Origin of the sequence: Bordetella avium (genome assembly GCF_034424645.1) — a bacterium.
Classification (GTDB): Bacteria; Pseudomonadota; Gammaproteobacteria; order Burkholderiales; family Burkholderiaceae_B; genus Bordetella; species Bordetella avium.
In genome coordinates this window covers 3,571,785-3,589,973 of record NZ_CP139969.1, presented here as the reverse complement: position 1 = coordinate 3,589,973, position 18,189 = coordinate 3,571,785, and the positions used below count along the sequence as shown (strand labels likewise).

At 61.1% G+C, this 18,189-nt stretch carries 16 protein-coding genes; 10 read left to right on the top strand and 6 right to left on the bottom strand.

From position 1 onward, the window contains the following. Nucleotides 1-154 precede the first annotated feature (154 nt). The 3 genes from U0029_RS16610 to U0029_RS16600 all read right to left on the bottom strand — a co-directional run bounded on the left by U0029_RS16610 (nt 155) and on the right by U0029_RS16600 (nt 2,965). Complete coding sequence (locus U0029_RS16610; protein ID WP_012415810.1) at nt 155-535, bottom strand: DUF4148 domain-containing protein; 381 nt, start codon at nt 533-535, stop codon at nt 155-157. A 229-nt stretch (nt 536-764) separates the two neighbouring features. Next, nucleotides 765-1,721 carry a 4-hydroxybenzoate octaprenyltransferase gene (gene ubiA / locus U0029_RS16605; RefSeq protein WP_049794104.1) on the bottom strand — a complete coding sequence of 319 codons (957 nt, stop codon included), beginning with the start codon at nt 1,719-1,721 and terminating at the stop codon, nt 765-767. Nucleotides 1,722-1,765: 44 nt separating this feature from the next. Continuing rightward, the gene (locus tag U0029_RS16600) at nt 1,766-2,965 is read right to left on the bottom strand and encodes an aminotransferase-like domain-containing protein (protein WP_012415812.1); all 1,200 of its coding nucleotides are present in this window, start codon (nt 2,963-2,965) and stop codon (nt 1,766-1,768) included. Nucleotides 2,966-3,105: 140 nt separating this feature from the next. Here U0029_RS16600 and U0029_RS16595 point away from each other — a divergent pair, with 140 nt between their 5' ends. The 9 genes from U0029_RS16595 to clsB all read left to right on the top strand — a co-directional run bounded on the left by U0029_RS16595 (nt 3,106) and on the right by clsB (nt 13,328). Next, on the top strand, nt 3,106-3,594 hold the full coding sequence (locus U0029_RS16595) for a GAF domain-containing protein (RefSeq protein ID WP_012415813.1): 489 nt from the start codon (nt 3,106-3,108) through the stop codon (nt 3,592-3,594). 274 nt (nt 3,595-3,868) lie between these two features. Further along, nucleotides 3,869-4,798, top strand: coding sequence for a 4-hydroxy-tetrahydrodipicolinate synthase (gene dapA, locus U0029_RS16590; RefSeq protein ID WP_114851581.1), 930 nt, complete (start codon nt 3,869-3,871; stop codon nt 4,796-4,798). 449 nt (nt 4,799-5,247) lie between these two features. Beyond that, nucleotides 5,248-6,870, top strand: a complete 1,623-nt coding sequence (locus U0029_RS16585; protein WP_114851582.1) for a GMC family oxidoreductase — start codon at nt 5,248-5,250, stop codon at nt 6,868-6,870. 93 nt (nt 6,871-6,963) lie between these two features. Beyond that, complete coding sequence (locus tag U0029_RS16580; protein WP_114851583.1) at nt 6,964-8,226, top strand: putative Na+/H+ antiporter; 1,263 nt, start codon at nt 6,964-6,966, stop codon at nt 8,224-8,226. 172 nt (nt 8,227-8,398) lie between these two features. Next, entirely contained in the window at nt 8,399-8,707 is a 309-nt protein-coding gene (locus U0029_RS16575; protein ID WP_012415817.1) for an FmdB family zinc ribbon protein, read from the top strand. A 2-nt stretch (nt 8,708-8,709) separates the two neighbouring features. Continuing rightward, on the top strand, nt 8,710-9,345 hold the full coding sequence (locus tag U0029_RS16570) for a DUF502 domain-containing protein (protein ID WP_039051815.1): 636 nt from the start codon (nt 8,710-8,712) through the stop codon (nt 9,343-9,345). A gap of 39 nt (nt 9,346-9,384) precedes the next feature. Next, nucleotides 9,385-11,175 (top strand): aspartate--tRNA ligase, encoded by a 1,791-nt coding sequence (gene aspS, locus U0029_RS16565; protein ID WP_012415819.1) that lies wholly within the window; start codon nt 9,385-9,387, stop codon nt 11,173-11,175. A gap of 102 nt (nt 11,176-11,277) precedes the next feature. Beyond that, nucleotides 11,278-12,138 (top strand): endonuclease/exonuclease/phosphatase family protein, encoded by an 861-nt coding sequence (locus U0029_RS16560; protein ID WP_012415820.1) that lies wholly within the window; start codon nt 11,278-11,280, stop codon nt 12,136-12,138. Continuing rightward, nucleotides 12,135-13,328 carry a cardiolipin synthase ClsB gene (gene clsB / locus U0029_RS16555; RefSeq protein WP_039051816.1) on the top strand — a complete coding sequence of 398 codons (1,194 nt, stop codon included), beginning with the start codon at nt 12,135-12,137 and terminating at the stop codon, nt 13,326-13,328. The genes U0029_RS16560 and clsB overlap by 4 nt, the downstream gene beginning before the upstream one ends. Nucleotides 13,329-13,334: 6 nt before the next feature. Here the strand turns inward: clsB and U0029_RS16550 are convergent, their stop codons facing one another. The 3 genes from U0029_RS16550 to U0029_RS16540 form a co-directional block, all read right to left on the bottom strand. Next, nucleotides 13,335-14,222 (bottom strand): DMT family transporter, encoded by an 888-nt coding sequence (locus tag U0029_RS16550; RefSeq protein WP_012415822.1) that lies wholly within the window; start codon nt 14,220-14,222, stop codon nt 13,335-13,337. An 11-nt stretch (nt 14,223-14,233) separates the two neighbouring features. After that, complete coding sequence (locus U0029_RS16545; protein ID WP_039051817.1) at nt 14,234-15,580, bottom strand: MFS transporter; 1,347 nt, start codon at nt 15,578-15,580, stop codon at nt 14,234-14,236. Between the two features lie 87 nt (nt 15,581-15,667). Then, nucleotides 15,668-16,231: a CoxG family protein gene (locus tag U0029_RS16540; protein ID WP_012415824.1), complete on the bottom strand. Its 564-nt coding sequence runs from the start codon at nt 16,229-16,231 to the stop codon at nt 15,668-15,670. A 198-nt stretch (nt 16,232-16,429) separates the two neighbouring features. Between U0029_RS16540 and U0029_RS16535 the strand changes: the two genes are divergently transcribed. Continuing rightward, entirely contained in the window at nt 16,430-18,160 is a 1,731-nt protein-coding gene (locus tag U0029_RS16535; RefSeq protein ID WP_162790320.1) for a two-partner secretion domain-containing protein, read from the top strand. Nucleotides 18,161-18,189: the final 29 nt, after the last annotated feature.

Genomic DNA, 18,189 nt, shown 5'->3' with positions numbered 1-18,189 from the left:
AGCCAGTGTTTGCACGAGACTGAACCAGAACAAGCGTGTCGGCGCGCGCCACCCTGAGGGCGGGGCCTGAAGCGATGCTGTCCATGAAAAAGCCCGCCTGCGAGCTTGCACTCGAGGCGGGCTTCGCGGGCGCCGAGCTTAGCGGCGCCGTGTATCAGCCATGATGCGGCGGATAGTCCAGGTTGCCGTAGGTCACGAGGCCTTCAGCCTTGGCGTGGGCCAGATCCGCACGGACTTGGGCGCGGGTCAGGGTGCTGTCGCCCGCTTGCGCGGCGGGCGGGTAATCGCCATCAGCGGTGGTGACGAGCCCGGCCTGTTCGGCCTGCGCCAGTTCCTGGCGCACCTGGGCCGAACTGAGCTCGCCATGCTGGACGATGGCGGCAGGGTAGGCTTCTTCGCCGAAAGTGTATTGACCCGAAGCCTTGGCCTGCGCCAGTTCAGCCTGGACCTGAGCACGGGTGGGCTCAATATCCGCAGCCTGGGCGCCGGCCATCACGCCCAAAGACAGTACGACAGCCGTAGCGAGTAACTTCATGGTAATCCTCCGTTAGGTGATTGCGGATGCAAACTGACGGGGCTTTTGGCCCCTTGTTTGTGTCCCGATGAAGTCATTCTCTACCTGTCGTGACCTGGGATAAACCCGGTAAAGTAAAAAACATTATTCCAATTTCATTGGCAATATGCCTAAATTCCGGCGAATAATCCCATATTCATGGGTAGTCCCGCACAGGTTAGTCTGAGGCAGCTTAGGCGGCGCTCAATGTTCAGAGCAGGGTGCCAGCAAGGGCGGAGGCGATTAGCAACACGCCCGTCCAGAGATTGGCGCGGAACAGCATGAAGTTGCGGTCCGGACGGCGCAGATCGAAAACAAGCAGTTGCCATGTCAGGTGCAAGGCCACCAGCGCCATGCCCACAAAGTAGGTCCAACCCATACCCATCGCATAGCCTGCCCAGGCCCACAGCAAGGCCGAGGCCAGGTAAAAACCGCCGATCCAGCGTTTGCCCTGATCGGCGAAACGCATGGCCGTGGAGTGCAAACCCAGTTTGCGGTCGTCGCGCACGTCGACATAGGCATAAATGCTGTCGTAACCGATCTGCCACAGCACCGCGCCCAGCCACATCGCCACGCCAGCCAGGGGCAGGTGGTTTTGCGTGTCGGTCCAGGCCATCAGCATGCCCCAGTTAAAGCACACCCCCAGCACGGCCTGGGGCCAATAGGTGACGCGCTTGCAAAAGGGGTAGATGAACACAAAGGGCAGCACGCCCAAAGCCCACCAGCGGCTTAGATCATTGATGAAAAACAGCAGCGACGCGCAGACCAGCAATTGCCCCAGGAGAAACCAGACCGCCTGGCGCATGCTGAGTTGACCGCTGGTCAGGGGACGGAAACGGGTGCGCTCGACATGTTTGTCGATATCGCGATCCCACATATCGTTGACTGTGCAACCAATGCCCCGCATGAGCAAGGCGCCGAGCGAAAAAATGATCAGGCGCCACACATCCGGCCAGCCGCCGGCTGCCTGCACCAAGGCGGCAATGCAGGGCAGCAGCGTCAGCCAGGTGCCAATCGGGCGATCCAGGCGGCACAGGCGGGCGTAGGGGCGCCAGGAGCGGGGCAGCCATCGTTCGACCCAGTCGTCGAAGACGATGTCACTCAGGTCGGGATGGGAGGTCGCAGTCACTGTAGGCAATACCGTCAAGAAAAGGGGGCGCGGCGGCATGTGCCGCCGCGCCCGACTATAGCGCATGACCGAGCCAGGCGGGGTCAGACGTGTTTATGCAGCAGTTTTCCGAGGATGGCGATACCGGTGTTGATCTTATCTTCAGGCACCGTAGCGAAGCTCAGGCGCAGCGTGTTGCTACGTGGTGTGCCGGTGTAGAAGGGGCCACCGGGGACGAAGGCCACATTCTGTTCGATGGCTTGCGCCAGCAGCTTAGTGCTGTCGACATGTTCGGGCAGCGTGACCCAGAGGAACATGCCGCCTTCCGGTTTCGTCCAGTGAACACTGGCCGGGAATTCGCGCGTAACGGCTTCCAGCATGCAACTGCCTTGGCGGCGATAGATCTCACGCACGTTGGGCAGATGTTCGTCGAGAAAGCCGTCTTTGATGATTTCGTAGACCGCCATCTGCGTGAGGGTGGGCGTGTGCAGGTCCGTGGCCTGCTTGGCCTGGGTCAGCTTATTGATGATTTTGCGGGGCCCGGCGATATAGCCCAGACGCAGGCCGGGTGCGAGCACCTTGGAGAAGGTGCCCAGGCGGATCACCGTCGCGCCGAACTCCTCGCCGAGGGCTTGCAGCCCGGGCTGAGGCTCTCCCGCATAGCGCAGCTCGCCATAGGGATCATCTTCGATGATGGGCAGGCCCAACGCGGCGGCGCGCTGCACCAGTGCCACGCGGCGTTCGCGGTTCATCGTGCGGCCAGTCGGATTCTGGAAGTTAGGCAGGGCGTAGAGAAAGCGCGCGCCGTCGGCCAACTCAGGGGTGATCAACTCGGGAATCAGGCCGCCGTCGTCGGTCGGCACGGGCACGTAGCGCGGCTGGTAAAGGCTGAAAGACTGTAGGGCGCCCAGGTAGGTGGGGTCTTCGACGAGCACCTTGCTGTCTTTGTCGATCAGGACTTTGCCCAGCAGATCCAGCGCTTGCTGCGAACCCGATACGATGAGGATCTGATCCGCCGTCACGTGCGCGCCTGTGCGGCTCAGGTCATCGGCCAGCCATTGGCGCAGCGGCGCATAGCCTTCGGTCGGGCCATATTGCAGGGCCGCCCGGCCATTGGTGGACAACACCTTATCGAAGGCTGCGCGTACTACCTCGATGGGAAAACCGCCAGGCGCGGGCAGTCCGCCGGCGAAGGAAATCACCTCGGGGCGCTCGGTGATCTTGAGGAGTTCACGGATGGCGGAACTGGTCAGTTGTTGCGCGCGTTCCGAGAAGGTGCACGTGGGTTCGAAGGGCTTGTCCATGGGGTGTTACGGATAAATAAAGAAACGTGCTTGATATTTTTTATTGTGGCACAGGGCGCCGTATGTCCGAGGCAGGCCTAAAATCACCGCGCACGATTTCTTCCTGTACAGTAAATTTAAGTTACAAAACGGTAGCCGCCATGTTCCAGGCCAGTACGCTTTCGACCGACTTCAAGCCTCAGTTTTATCAGGAGCTGGCCGCCCAGGCGCGCGCGCTGCTCGATGGCGAGCATGATCGTATCGCCAATGCGGCCAATTTCGCGGCCTTGATCTGGCAGTCTGTGCCGGACATCAATTGGTCGGGCTTTTATTTCTTTGATGGCCAGGAGCTGGTGCTAGGCCCTTTTCAAGGCAAACCCGCTTGCGTGCGCATCGCCTTGGCGCGTGGCGTGTGCGGCGCGGCGGCCAGCCTGCGCCAGACCCAGGTTGTGCCGGATGTGCATGCATTTCCCGGCCATATCGCTTGCGATGCGGCGTCGCGTTCTGAAATCGTGGTGCCGCTGTTGCGGGATGGGCAGTTGTTGGGGGTCTGGGATGTGGACAGCCCCACGCCGGGCCGTTTCGATGACGCCGACCGCGAGGGGATGGAAGCCCTATGCCAGGTTTTCCTCCATAGCCTTGCGCGTTGACAAGCTGCGCATCGCCGCGTAGATTTGCGGCGCTGCCTTTCTTTTTTTCCTGTTTTATATGAACCAGGCCCAAACCTTCACTGCCATTACCCGCGCTCAATGCGCGGTGGCGGTGTTTGGCCTGAAATCCAAAAAACAGCGGCTCATCTGACCGGAGCAGGCTGTTCCGTCAGATGGGCGACGGAACAGCGGCAGAGCCGGCTGCGCGACACGCGCAATCCCATTCTCCCTCTCGACATCGCACTTCTGCACGGGCTTACCGAAGGAGTGAATCATGTCGAGCATTACCGAAGTCGAACCCCTTAACACCGCCTCCCGCACCGCATCCTTTCAGGGTGTTTGGGTGCCCCTCGTCACGCCGTTTGACGAAGAGGGTCCTGACCTGTTTTCCCTGCGCCGTCTGATGCGGCAGTATCGCGATGCCGGTGTCGATGGCGTGGTGGTCTGCGGCAGCACGGGCGAAGCTGCCGCGATGGATGAATACGAGCAACTGGCCGTGTTGGATACGGTGCTCGATGAAGCGGGAGCCTTGCCGGTCGTGATGGGCTTGGCAGGCAATCATCAGCGCGATGTCTTGCGCCGCCAGGCGGTGTTCAACACGCGGGGGCTGGCCGGACTGTTGACGCCCGCGCCTTACTACGTGCGTCCGGGCCAGGCGGGTCTGGCCGACTATTTTCGGGCGCTGGCCGATGCGTCGGCGGTCCCGCTCATTCTCTACGACATTCCTTATCGCACGGGCGAGCATATCGATATCGATACGCTGCTGGTTTTGGCCGAGCATCCCAATATCCGCGCCGTGAAGGACTGCGGCGGTTCGCTCGATAAGACGCAGGCTTTGATCGCACATGGCGGTTTGCAGGTCTTGGCGGGCGAAGATATGCAGATGCTGGGTACGCTGGCGATGGGGGGCAGCGGTTTGATCGCGGCGTCGGCCCATGTGCGGGCGGATCTTTTCGTGGCCATGTATCAGGCCATGCAGGCGCAGCAGGTGGCGTTGGCGCGTCAGATTTATCACGCGCTCGCACCCGTCATGCGCCTGCTGTTCGCCGAGCCCAATCCCGCGCCCCTGAAGGGTTTGCTGGCGCGTCAGGGCGTGTTGCGTGAGCACTTGCGCGCCCCGATGGCGCCGGCTAGCCTTGCGCTCATCTCGCAGCTTGAGGCGGCGGTGGCGGAGCTCGACCGGCGTTATCCTCGCGCGCTTTAGGCGGCGACAGCGCGCCGGTCGGTCGCGGCTTAGCGCGTAATGCGGGTGCGCCGGTCCCGTTAAGGGTGGACAGGGCCGTCGCGCAGATGAGCAGGCTCGGCGATGCGGCTATCGCCCGAGCCTGGGTTGATGACGGGGCGCAGGGCTTCCCCCGCCATCAACCGCCTGTGCGCGAACGTTCAGGCCGGCTGCCGATCTGAGGTGGATGGTGGCAGTAAGAAATCAAGGTTTTATGGATAATAAAAAGAAAGTAAGTATTTGCTAACAATACCTTAAGGGGGGCGCTATCCGCATCGTTTTCAACGCTTAATGGGCGGGTATATGCCGCCTGGCATAAAGCAGGAAGATGCCGCTCTTGGGGGCGATCCGGGTTGGCAGGGTTGTCTGGGTGATCTACAACTGCGCCATCACCGCAGGCGCTGGAGCGCCCCTCATTGGAGACAGCCTCTATGACCGCGTCCGTCGGCACGAATGATCTGGTTTTCGACTACATCATCGTAGGAGCGGGTTCGGCAGGCTGTCTGCTCGCCAATCGTTTGTCTGCCGATCCGGCCTTGCGGGTGTTGCTGATCGAGGCCGGCGGCGAAGACAATTGGCATTGGATACATATCCCGGTTGGCTACCTCTATTGCATCGGCAATCCCCGTACAGACTGGTGCTATCGCACACAGGCCGATCCGGGCCTCAATGGCCGCAGCCTGGTTTATCCGCGCGGCCGGGTGCTGGGAGGCAGCTCTGCCATCAACGGCATGATCTATATGCGCGGACAGCAGGCCGACTACGACGGTTGGGCGGCTCTGGGTAATACCGGTTGGGCCTGGGATGATGTCTTGCCCTATTTCAAGTCCTGCGAAGACCATCACGCGGGCGCCAGCGCGTTTCATGGCGCGGGCGGCGAGTGGCGCGTGGAGCGCCAGCGCCTGTCCTGGGATTTGCTGCAAGCGTTTCGTCTGGCTGCTGCACAGACCGGTATCGCGTCGGTTCAGGATTTCAACCAGGGCGACAACGAAGGCTGTGATTATTTTGAAGTGAATCAGTACCGCGGCGTACGTTGGACTGCCGCCAAGGCCTTTCTGCATCCGGTGCGGCGGCGCCCCAATCTGACCGTCATGACCGGGGCGCGCGCCGAGCGCATTGTGTTCGAACAGCGCCGTGCCGTGGGGCTGCAATTCTTGAACGATGGCGGCCAGCGCCGCTTGGCCCAGGCCCGCGTCGAGGTCGTGCTGTCCGCGGGCGCCATTGGCTCCGCCCAACTGCTGCAGCTGTCGGGCGTGGGGCCGGGGGCGCATTTGCAGTCTCTGGGTTTGCCGCTTGTGCATGATGCGCCGGGGGTGGGAGGCAATCTGCAAGACCACCTGCAATTGCGTCTTATCTACCGGGTGTCGCATGCCCGCACCCTGAATACGATGGCGGGCAGTTGGTGGGGCAAGGCCGCGATGGCGGCGCAATACCTTTGGTCGCGCAGCGGGCCACTAAGCATGGCCCCTTCGCAATTGGGCGCGTTTGCGCGCTCCAGCGCGGAGCAGTCCAGAGCCAATGTGCAGTACCACGTGCAGCCCCTCTCGCTGGATCGCTTTGGCGAAGCTTTGCATGGTTTTCCTGCCTTCACCGCTTCTGTGTGCAATCTGAGGCCGACCAGCCGTGGCCGCGTGCGGATTGTGGCAGCGGATGCGCAGACCCCGCCAGAGATTCTGTGCAACTACTTGTCCACTGAGGAAGACTGCCAGGTGGCGGCCGACAGCATCCGGCTGACCCGGCGCATCGTGGCTCAGCCTGCATTGCGGGCCTATCAACCACAGGAGTACAAGCCTGGCATCCAGGCGCAGTCCGCCGAGGATCTGGTAAACGCCGCCCGCGAAATCGGCACCACTATTTTTCATCCGGTGGGCACTTGCCGGATGGGTGTGGATGAGGCCGCCGTGGTGGACCCGCAATTGCGGGTGAAAGGCGTAAGCGGCTTACGGGTGATCGATGCCTCCATCATGCCGCTGATCACCTCGGGCAACACCAATTCGCCCACCATCATGATTGCCGAGAAGGGGGCGGCTCTGCTGAGGCGGGCTTACCCTTAGCTTAAGCATCGGCCCGGCCCGCTTTCTTCGGTATGGCCTGCGTTATATTTCGGCTCTTGTTCAAAGTTGGCGGGGCGGCCCCCTGAGATTGCCATGACTCAGCCTATCGAGATAATCGCCACGCTGCTTTTCGCGCTGGCGGTGCTGCACACTTTTTCGGTGCCCGTCTTTGCGCGTCTGGCGCATCGCAATGGGCCGCATGCCGGCATCTGGCATCTCCTGTCGGAGGTCGAAGCGGTCTTTGGCGTTTGGGCTTTCGCCCTGATCGCCGTGATGGCGGCCTTGCAGGGCAGCCACGCCGCCGTGGCTTACATGGACACGCGCAATTTCACCGAACCCCTGTTCGTGTTCGTGATCATGGTGGTGGCATCCAGCCGGCCTATTCTCGAACTCGTGAACATGCTGGTGAAGGTGATCGCACGCGCTTTGCCCGTGCGGCGCGAGTTGGCCACGTTTTTTGTCGTGATGTCGGTGGTGCCTTTGGGCGGCTCCTTCATTACTGAACCGGCCGCGATGACGCTGGCGGCGCTATTGCTGCGCGACGGGTATTTCCGTGTGCAGGGACGGGCCGGATTCAAGTATCTTGCCTTGGGTGTGCTGTTCGTCAATGTGTCGATAGGCGGGGTGCTGACTTCTTACGCCGCGCCGCCTGTGCTGATGGTGGCGTCGACTTTCGAGTGGAATACCGCTTTCATGGCGGCGAACTTCGGCTGGCGCGCCGCGATCGCCGTCTTTCTGAATGCCGCCGTGCTGACCTTGGTGTGCCGCGAGGCGCTGCTGGCCGGTGACGCCAAGGCGCCCGATGGCGAGGCGCGCGCGCCCGTGCCCTGGCCTGTCATGCTGGTGCATGTGCTGTTTCTGGTCGGCGTGGTGCTCACGGCCCACCATCCCGCGGTGTTTCTTGGCCTGATGATGATGTTCATCGGCTTTGCCGAAGCTTACAAGCGCCACCAGAGCCGCCTGCTCGTCAAGGAAGGTCTGATGGTGGGGTTTTTTCTGGCCGGTCTGGTCGTGTTGGGCGGCCTGCAGAAATGGTGGTTGCAGGATTTGTTGGGCGGGCTGGAGCCCTGGGTCTTGTTCTGGGGGGCAACCGTTCTCACGGCGATTACGGACAATGCCGCACTGACTTATCTGGGGTCTCTGGTTGAAGGCAGCAGCGCCAGCTGGCGTTATATGCTTGTGGCGGGCGCCGTGACGGGCGGCGGTCTGACCGTGATCGCCAATGCGCCCAATCCAGCCGGTTTCGCCATTTTGAAAAGCCATTTCCCGGATGGCAGTATTTCTTCCGGCAAGCTGTTTCTGGCTGCCTTGGTGCCCACCTGTGTCGCGGCTGCGCTTTTCCTTTTGCCGACATAAAGGGGTCGCATCCTTAGGGGCTGTGCAAGCGGATGCCGGGAACGTTCGTAAAAACCGCTAAAATTCAAGACTTTCCCGTATTTTTCGGCTGGGCTCAGGGGCTTCCTCATGTTTTCTTGGGGGTGCGCCGGGCCTGAAACACTTTGCCGGTGCGGCTGGGAGCCTTCATTTCATGCCTATTTACGCTTATAAATGCAGTAGCTGCGGCTACGCGAAAGACGTGCTGCAGAAAATGTCCGATGCGCCACTTACTGTCTGTCCGGAATGCGGCCACAACACCTTCAACAAGCAGGTGACAGCCGCCGGTTTTCAGCTCAAGGGATCGGGCTGGTACGTAACCGATTTCCGCAATAACAGTGCGAGCAACGCTGCCACCGGCAAGGCGGCGCCTGCCGAAACCGCCAGCGCGCCGAGCAGCGGCGACGCTGCGGTGAGTGCGAGTCCGCCTGCGAGTCCGCCCACCTCAAGCACTTCCGATTAATCGTGTTCAAGAAGTATTTCATCGCCGGCCTGCTCATCTGGGTACCTCTGGCCATCACGATCTGGGTACTGGGGCTGCTGGTCGCCACCCTCGAAGGCTTTGTGCCAGGGTTTCTGTCGTCAGAATCATTGTTTGGCGTCGAGATTCCCGGTTTCGGCTTCGTGCTGGTGATCGTGGTGGTGCTGCTTACCGGCGTGTTGGCAGCCAATTTGATCGGGCGTAGCCTTTTTGACCAGTGGGAACGTATTCTTGGACGCATCCCGCTGGTACGCTCTATTTACAACTCGGTCAAACAAGTCAGCGACACCGTACTCGCCCCCAATGGGCGTGCATTCCGGCAGGCGGTGCTGATCCAGTACCCGCGTGCCGGTTCCTGGACCATTGCCTTTCTGACAGGTGCCCCGAGTGGCGAGGTCGCCCAGCATCTGCCGGGTGAACACCTGAGCGTGTACGTCCCGACTACGCCCAACCCGACCTCGGGCTTTTTTCTCATGATGCCGCGCAGCGAAGTGGTCGATCTCGACATGTCGGTCGACGCGGCATTGAAGTACATCGTTTCCATGGGCGTGGTGGCGCCGCCGGATCATTCCGGCATGCACCCTCACCCGCCGGCAGAGGCGCATCGCGCCGAACCGTAACCTTTTTACGCTTACAAGCCTATAACGGAGTTATCCCGCATGCGTACCTGCTACACCGGTCAGGTTTGCCGTGACCATCTCGGCCAGACTGTCACCCTGTACGGCTGGGTGAACCGCCGCCGCGACCACGGCGGGGTGATTTTTATCGACCTGCGCGACCGCACGGGGCTGGCCCAGATCGTGTTTGATCCAGACAATGCCGGCGCCTTTGGCACTGCCGAGCGTCTGCGCAATGAGTTTTGCGTACGCGTGACCGGGCTGGTGCGCGAACGTCCCCAGGGCACGACCAACGCCGAGCTGGCCTCGGGCGAGGTGGAAGTGCTGTGCCGTGACGTCGAAATCCTGAATCCCTCGGTGACGCCGCCGTTCCAGCTCGACGACGACAACCTCTCCGAGACCACCCGTCTTACGCACCGTGTGCTGGACCTGCGCCGTCCGCAGATGCAGCGCAACCTGATGCTGCGCTACCGCGTCTCCATCGAAGTGCGCAAGTTTCTGGATCAACTGGGTTTCATTGATATCGAAACCCCCATGCTGACCAAGAGCACTCCTGAGGGCGCCCGTGACTACCTCGTGCCTTCGCGCGTGAACGCCGGACATTTCTTTGCCTTGCCTCAGTCGCCCCAGCTGTTCAAGCAGATGCTGATGGTGTCGGGCTTTGACCGTTACTACCAGATCACCAAGTGCTTCCGCGACGAAGATCTGCGCGCTGACCGTCAGCCTGAATTTACCCAGATCGACTGCGAAACCTCGTTCCTGACCGAAACCGAGATCCGCGCCGTTTTCGAAAGCATGATCCGTCATGTCTTCAAGGTGGTGCAGAATGTCGATCTGCCCGATCCCTTCCCCATCATGACCTGGACCGAAGCGATGGCGCGCTTTGGTTCCGACAAGCCGGATATGCGCGTGAACCTCGAGTTCACCGATGTGGCCGACATCATGCGCGACGTGGACTTCAAGGTGTTCGCCTCTGCGGCCACCACGCAGGGCAGCCGTGTAGTCGCCCTGCGCGTGCCGGGTGGCGGCGAGCTTTCTCGCAGCGAGATCGATGCGTACACGCAGTTCGTCGGCATCTATGGCGCCAAGGGGCTGGCCTACATTAAGGTCAATGACGTGGCCAAGGGCCGTGAAGGCCTGCAATCGCCCATCGTGAAGAACCTGCACGACGCGGCTCTGGCTGAACTGGTCAAGCGCACGGGTGCTCAGGATGGCGACATCATTTTCTTCGGCGCAGACCGCGCCAAGGTCGTCAACGATGCCCTCGGCGCGTTGCGCGTGAAGATCGGCCATAGCGAGTTCGGCAAAAAAACCGGCCTGTTCTCTGGCGGCTGGCGTCCGCTGTGGGTGGTGGACTTCCCCATGTTCGAATACGACGAGGAAGAAGGCCGCTACACCGCTGCTCATCATCCCTTCACCAGCCCCAAGGACGGCCACGAGGACTTCCTCGAAACCGATCCGAGCCAGGCTTTCGCCAAGGCTTACGACATGGTGCTCAATGGTTGGGAAATCGGTGGCGGCTCGGTGCGTATCCACCGTGAAGAAGTGCAGAGCAAGGTGTTCCGCGCGCTCAAGATCGGTCCTGATGAGGCCCGCGAGAAGTTCGGCTTCCTGCTGGATGCGCTGCAATACGGCGCTCCCCCGCACGGCGGCATTGCCTTCGGCCTGGATCGCATCGTCACCATGATGACCGGCGCGGATTCCATCCGTGACGTGATCGCCTTCCCGAAGACGCAGCGCGCGCAGGATCTGCTCACGCAAGCGCCTTCGTCGGTTGATGATAAGCAGTTGCGCGAATTGCATATTCGCCTGCGTAACACCGAAGTGAAATGAAGTAAGCTAAGACACAGCGGCGCCTGTTGCGCCGCTGTGTCGGCCCGATGCTTTCCCTGAGGGCACGGGCGCTTACTCAACAGATGAGGCGCCATAGGATTTATGTCGCTTATTCGCGTCGTCAGTTACAACATCCACAAAGGCCGGTCGTCCCTCGGGCGGCATGAGTCGCTCAATGACCTGCGCCTGGGCCTCTATGGCCTGCGTCCTGATCTGGTGTTTCTTCAGGAAGTTCAGGGCCGTAATGAAACCACGTCCATGTTGCATGCCCAGCACGAGTCGCTGGCGGCGGCTTTGCGCCTGAACGTGGCTTATGGATGCAATGCGGTTCGCGCCGCCACCGATCACGGTAATGCGCTGCTGTCGCGTTACGACATCGTGGATCACGTCAATCAGGATATTTCCGATCATCGCCTGGAGCAGCGTGGGCTGCTGCATGCGCGCATCGACGTGGGGGGCACCGAGGTGCATTGTCTGGTGGTGCATCTGGGCCTGTTCGCCAGCAGCCGTCAGCGGCAGATTCAGGCGCTGACCGAGCGGATACGCGCCGAAGTGCCGGATGGCGCGCCCTTGATCATCGCGGGCGATTTCAACGATTGGGGAGACAAACTCGCCCCGCAGTTCGTGCAGCAACTGGGCTTGTACGAGGTCTTTTCCCATGCCCCCCGTACCTCTGGCGGCGAGCTGCCGCGTCTGCGCGATTCTCTGCGCAGGCTGACGGCTGCGTTGCGCGGCGTGCCGGGTAATACCGTGGTTCTGGAACGGGGCAATCAGCTCGGCATGGATGGCACTTACTGTCCTCTGCCGCCGCCGCGCACGTTTCCGGCGGTGTTCCCCTGGTTTCGCCTCGATCGCATTTATCAGCGTGGCTTCGCGGTGCGCAGCGCCCGCGTATTGCGTGGCCGGCAATGGGCCAAGCTCTCTGATCACGCGCCGCTGCTCACGGAGCTGGAGCTGCCGTGAGGGTTGGCCGGCTGTCCTGGACAGACGGAAACACGATACGCCTTTTGCAGACGGGGGCGGAGTTCTTTCCCGCGCTATGCGCCGCCATTGATCAGGCGAAACAGAGCGTGCACCTGGAAACCTATATTTTCGTGCTCGATCGCACGGGCGAGCGGGTGCTGGATTGCCTGGAGCGTGCGGCGCGGCGCGGCGTGCGTGTGCGGCTGGTGCTAGATGGTTTTGGCAGCGCCAGCGAGATTCCGGACATTGCTCGCCGCATCCAGGAGGCCGGAGGCCTGTGCCGCATTTATCGGCCCGAGCCACGCTTTCGTCTGGCTTTTTCGCGCAGCCGTTTACGCCGCCTGCATCGCAAGGTGGCTGTCGTCGATGACGACAGTGCGTTTGTGGGGGGGATCAATATCGTCGATGACTACGATGACCTGGACCCCACCGATGATCTGAGCGGCCCACGCTTTGATTTCGCGGTGCGTGTCGAGGGCCCTCTGGTGCAGCAGATTCGCGCTATGCAAGACCTGCTGTGGCTGCGTTTGAACCTGTCCAGCCTGCGGCGTCATCCCGAAGCGTTGCGGCAGCTGCGCTTGCGCCGCCCTCGCTATGCGCCGACGGGCGGTGGCCTGCGCGCCGCGCTGGTGTTGCGTGACAATTTGCGCTTTCGTCAAACCTTTGAACGGGCCTATCTGCATTGCATTGAACAGGCTCGCCATGAAGTGCTGATTGCCAATGCCTATTTCTTTCCTGGCAGGCGGTTTCGGCAGACCTTGGCCCAGGCGGCCGCCCGGGGGGTGCGCGTACGCCTGCTGCTCCAGGGCAAACCTGATCATTACCTGCAATATTTCGCGACCCGTGCCTTGTATGACCAGCTGCTGCGCGACGGTATCGAGATTTATGAATATATGCCTGCCTATCTGCACGCGAAAGTGGCCGTGATGGACGGTATCGCGGCAGTCGGCTCATCAAACCTGGACCCGTTCAGCCTTTTGTTGGCGCGTGAGGCGAATGTCTTGGTGGATGACGCCGCATTCGCCGGGGATTTGCAGGCGCGCCTGGAAAGCGCTATTGCCGAGGGCGGGCATGGCATCCGGCCGCTTGATTATCAGCGTCGGGGGTGGGGCCGCCGGCTGCTCGACGCGCTGGCCTATACGGCCCTGCGCGTCGGTGTAGCCCTGACCGGCCGCTCTGATAAATACTAAGGCGTATCAGCGGGCTTTGGCTAAGGGGGGTTTTGGACCGATGAGGCCCAGCGCCAGAGCCGTACCTGCCAGGATGATGCCGGCGCCGCCCATCATATTAGCCGTGAGTGCCTCGCCCAATAGCGTGACGCCCCAGAGCATGCCAAACAGGGGCACTAGAAAGGTGACGCTGACGGCTGCGGTCGGCCCGATCGTCGCGATCAAACGGAAAAACACGACATAGGCAATGCCGGTACACAGCACGGCTAGCAAAATCGTAGCCGACCAGGCTTGCAGCGAGATGGCTTGTTCAGGCCAATGCGCAATGGCCAGCGGCAGCAGCACCAGCGCTGCGGCCAGCATGCTGCCCGTGGCATTGCTCAGCGCATCCACGCCGCTCAGATAGCGTTTGGTGGCGTTGGCGGCAATGCCATAGAACAGCGGCGCGGAGATGGCCGCCAGCACGGCCGGGCCTGTGCCACCCTGCTGGAAGTCCAGTTTGTCCCAGGCCAGCACGACGATGCCCAAAAAGCTGATCATCAGGCCCAGGGTACGCATGAAAGGCAATTTATCGCGAAACCAGATCCAGCCAAAGACCGCGCCCCAGACTGGGGTGACCGCATTGGAGACGGAGAGAAAGCCGGCACCCAGTGAGGATGCCGCGTAGGCATACATCAGAAAGGGTAGGGCGGCGTTGAAAACGCCGACCAGCAAAATGGCTTTCCAATGGCGCAGCATAATACCCAGGCGGCCACGCGCGATCACCAGGGGCAACAGCATCAAGGCGGCCAGGCCGACGCGTAATTCAATGAGTGCGGCAGGGCCGAATTCGGGCACCGCGATCTTCATGAACATGAAAGAGCCGCCCCAGACGGCAGCCAGGACAAGCAATTGGGAAAAATCTTGGCGTTGCATGAAAAAAGGGTTCAGGAGCGGCGGGTCACAGCGTTTTTCATCTTGACTCTGTGTGCGATCACGGCCGCGAAGAGGGACAGCACGACGCATAGTGTAAGACCAATGCGTACACCGGTCGCGACGGAGGTATGCGAAATGGCGATGCCGACCAGCGCTGTGCCGGCCGCGCTGCCGACGGCGCGGGTCGTCTGTACCAGGGCGGACGCGACGCCGACGTCGCGACGTTCGCTCAGCATTTGCATGAACAGGGTCAGGTTGGGCAGTAAGAAGCCCAGCGCGACGCCGTTGACCGCGAAGGCCGAAATAATCCACCAGGGCGACGTGCCTTGGCTGAAGCCCAGCACCATGGCCGAGCCGGCCGCCAGGAGTAGCCCGCCAAATACCATCAGGCGTTGCGGTTCGTTTTGTTTGGGGAACATGTGGCCATTGATGATGCTGCCCAGCGAAATGGCCGCTACCAGGGGTGTGAGCAGCAGTCCGGCCTCGCTGGGGCTGTACCCCAGTTCTTGCTGCAGGATCAAGGGGCTGTAGAACACCAGGATGAACATGGTGGCGCCCACCATTACGGCGGCCAGGTTCAGCAAGCGCGGCTCCGGGCCCGCGAGAATGCGCATTGGAAAAATCGGCGATGCGAGCCGTCGTTCATAGCGCGGCAAGCAGCAGGCCGCAATCACGGCCGCGATCGCCAATACCGCCGCCAGTCCGGGGCGTGCGTCGTCGCCTGGCGCGAAAGCCAGCTCCATCGCTGCGAGCGGCGCGCCAACGATGATGATGAGCAGAATGCTGCCTATCCAATCGACTTTGCCGCTTTGGGCTGGCTTTATGCGTGGGAAATAGCGCGCCAGCAGAAATAGCGCAATCGCCGCGGCGATGGGCGCAATGAAGAAGGCGGCGCGCCAGCCCAGCGCCTGGGTCGCGATGCCGCCAAGTGCGGGCCCGATACCGCTGGCCATGGCGAATGCAGCGGATACCAAGGCCATCCAACGCACCCGTTCTCGTGCATCGGGAAACAGATCCGCAGGCGCGGCGAAGGCGGTGGCGATCATCATGCCGCCGCCCACCCCCTGTAGGGTACGGAACGCGATCAACTGCTCCATGGACTGCGCCAATCCACAGGCAATGGAGCCTAGCGCTACCAAAGAAACCGATAGCAGCATCAGCGGCTTGCGCCCGAACATATCGCCCAGGCGGCCGAAGATGATAATGGATACTGCCGTGGCAAGCAGGTAACCCGTGCCGACCCAGGCATAAAGCGCCATACCGTTCAGGGCTTGGGCTACACGCGGCAGCGTCGTGCTGACGATGGTGGAGTCAAACGCCGCCAACACTACAGTGGCGGATACTCCCACCATGGCCATTAGCAATTCATGGCGAGAACTTGGAGAAGAGGCCGATTCTTTTGTGGGCGATGTCATGCAAGAAAGGATAGCACCGGCGCATGCTGCCTATTTGAATAAGGTGTGATAGCCCACCAGTACTGCGATGACCGCGATGGCCAGGGCCCATGACCAGCGTGATGTCGCCAGCGCACGCGGCTCAGGCGCTGGCGCTGGAGGGGCCAGCCTGGGCTGGCCCGCCATGTAGTCGATGAAACCGCCGAAGAATTTCTCCACGATTTTCCCGCCCGCTTTCAGGATGGCGGGTTCGCCCAGGGCCGCCAGTTTGCCGCCCGTCATCGCTGCCACTGTATAGGAGAGGCGTGTGCCGTTTTCCTTAGGTGACAGGTTGATCTGAGCGGTGCCGATGGCCAAACCGGCCGCGGCGCCCTTGCCGTCAAAGGCCAGCGAGCAGCTTTCGGAGGGCGTGATATCGGAGACCAGAAGTTCACCCTCGTATTCGGCGTCGATACCGCCGACTTTGGCACGCACCGTGATGGCGTACTCGGTGTCAGTGAGGCGGATGACCCGTATGCATCCAGGCAAACAGCGCTGCAACACCTCGGGGTCGAAGAGCGCGTCCCACGTTTGATGGGGCGGGGAAGGAATCCATTGGGCATCGGCAATGCGCATGGTTGTCTCCTGGCTGTTTCTTACGATTGTGCGCTCAAAATCGTTATATGTCATGCAATGTAAGGAAAACAACCGCTCATGTTGCACCACGTTAGGTCTGTTTTCTGGCTCAGGAAGGCAAGTGGGGTCTACATGTGGATAGGCTTATTCATCAATCTCTGACGTGCTACACGGAGGTCACGGTAAATGAGCCAAATTATGAAACCCTTTTCACTCGCACGGCTCAAGCGGCTTTCCTGTGCTCTGAGCATTGGCGCTTATGTATTGAGTGGCGCCGGCCTTGGTCTTGCCGCCATGCCGGTTCAGGCCGCAGATGTCATCAATATCGCAGCGCCCAATCAACATGGTCTGTCGATCAACAAGGTTGGCAGCTTTAATGTCGGTGCCGCCGGGACGGTGCTGAACAACAGCACCGTGGCTGGCCAATCGCAGTTGGCGGGCCATTTACAGGCCAATCCGAATCTCGCGGGCGGCCAGGCTGCCAAGAATATCTTGATTCAATCGCAGGGCATCGGGCAGTCCCGCCTCAACGGTGCGCTGGAATCCTTTGGCGGGAATGCTGGGGTGATTATTGCTAACCCCAACGGCATTTCGGTAAACGGTTTGCGCCCCATCAATATCAATTCGCTGACACTGACCACGGGTGATTATCAGGCAGGCCAGGCAGGCGATGCGGTATTCGATGTCAAGCGTGGCACGATCTCGGTTGGCCGGCGCGGCGTGGACACCAGCGGGCTGGGTTATTTTGACCTTGTCGCGGATACCATCAGCCTGAACGGCGTTATTGGTGCCCCCAACAAGGGCAAGAGCACAAACATCACGCTCCTGGGCGGGCAGAACCGGTATCACGTTCAAGACGATCTGGCTGGCAAGGGCCGTAAGCGCAGCTATACCGCACTGAACGGCAACAAGCGCGAACGTGTTGTCGTCATGGGCACGGCGGCAGGCTCCATGTATGGCTCGAATATCTCCCTGCTGGCCTCGGGGCGGGGTGTCGGTGTCAAGATGCAGGGCCTGATCTCATCGGCGAATGACATTCAGATCGATGCCAGCGGTGATGTCTCGCTGAACAAAGTGGCGGCCGATGGCTCTGCGATCGTCAATGGCGGCAAGCTGGTCAGCATCAAACACGGCGTGGCCGAAGGCGATTTCCTTGTCACGGGCAAAGGCGACATCCAGCTTGATTCCCTCCGCACCGACAACCGCCTGGTGGCCACGGCTGGCGGCGATCTGGACGCCGGGGATGTCAAGGGTTCCCAGCTTGTTTTGACCGCCAAGAACCTGCGCGGCGACACCCTCGAAAGTGAGGGCGATGTCACGATCAGCGCGCGGCATGATGCCGAGCTTTCCCATGTGCAAGCGGATGGGATGGTAACCGCCAGCGTCGGGGATAACGTCACGATTGCCGATGCGCTGCAGGCCACTGGCGATGTCACGATCAATGCAGGCCATACGGTGCGCAATCAGGGGGTGCTGCTGGGTGACAACCTATCCATCTCGGCCAAGGATATTCATAATGCCGATGGCGCTCAGATCACGGCTGATCGCAATATTTCCCTGGTTGCGGGCAGAAATGTGTCCAATGGCCGGGGTGCAAAAATTGCGGCCGGAAATGATCTCGACATTGTTGCGGGTAAAGAAATTCGCAACGTCGGTGGCTGGCTGACTGCCGGGGGGCAGCGTAACTTGGTGGCTCCGATAGTGATTGACCAGCCGCCGGGTTCCCAAGCTGCGGTCAAGCGTGGTAAATCCGGCAGTGATCAGAGTAACCGCGGCGGCAGCACTAGCAACAATGGTGCTGGCACGGGCAATGTCGGCAGCTTCAACCACTATGCCAGCGGCTACGGTGACAGCTATGGCAACTACGGCTACGGCAGTGCGGGCTGGGGTCAGCCCAGCTATTCAAGCTACTACGGCGGCTGGTATTGATCTGCGCTAGATTGTTGTAGTCCGAGCAG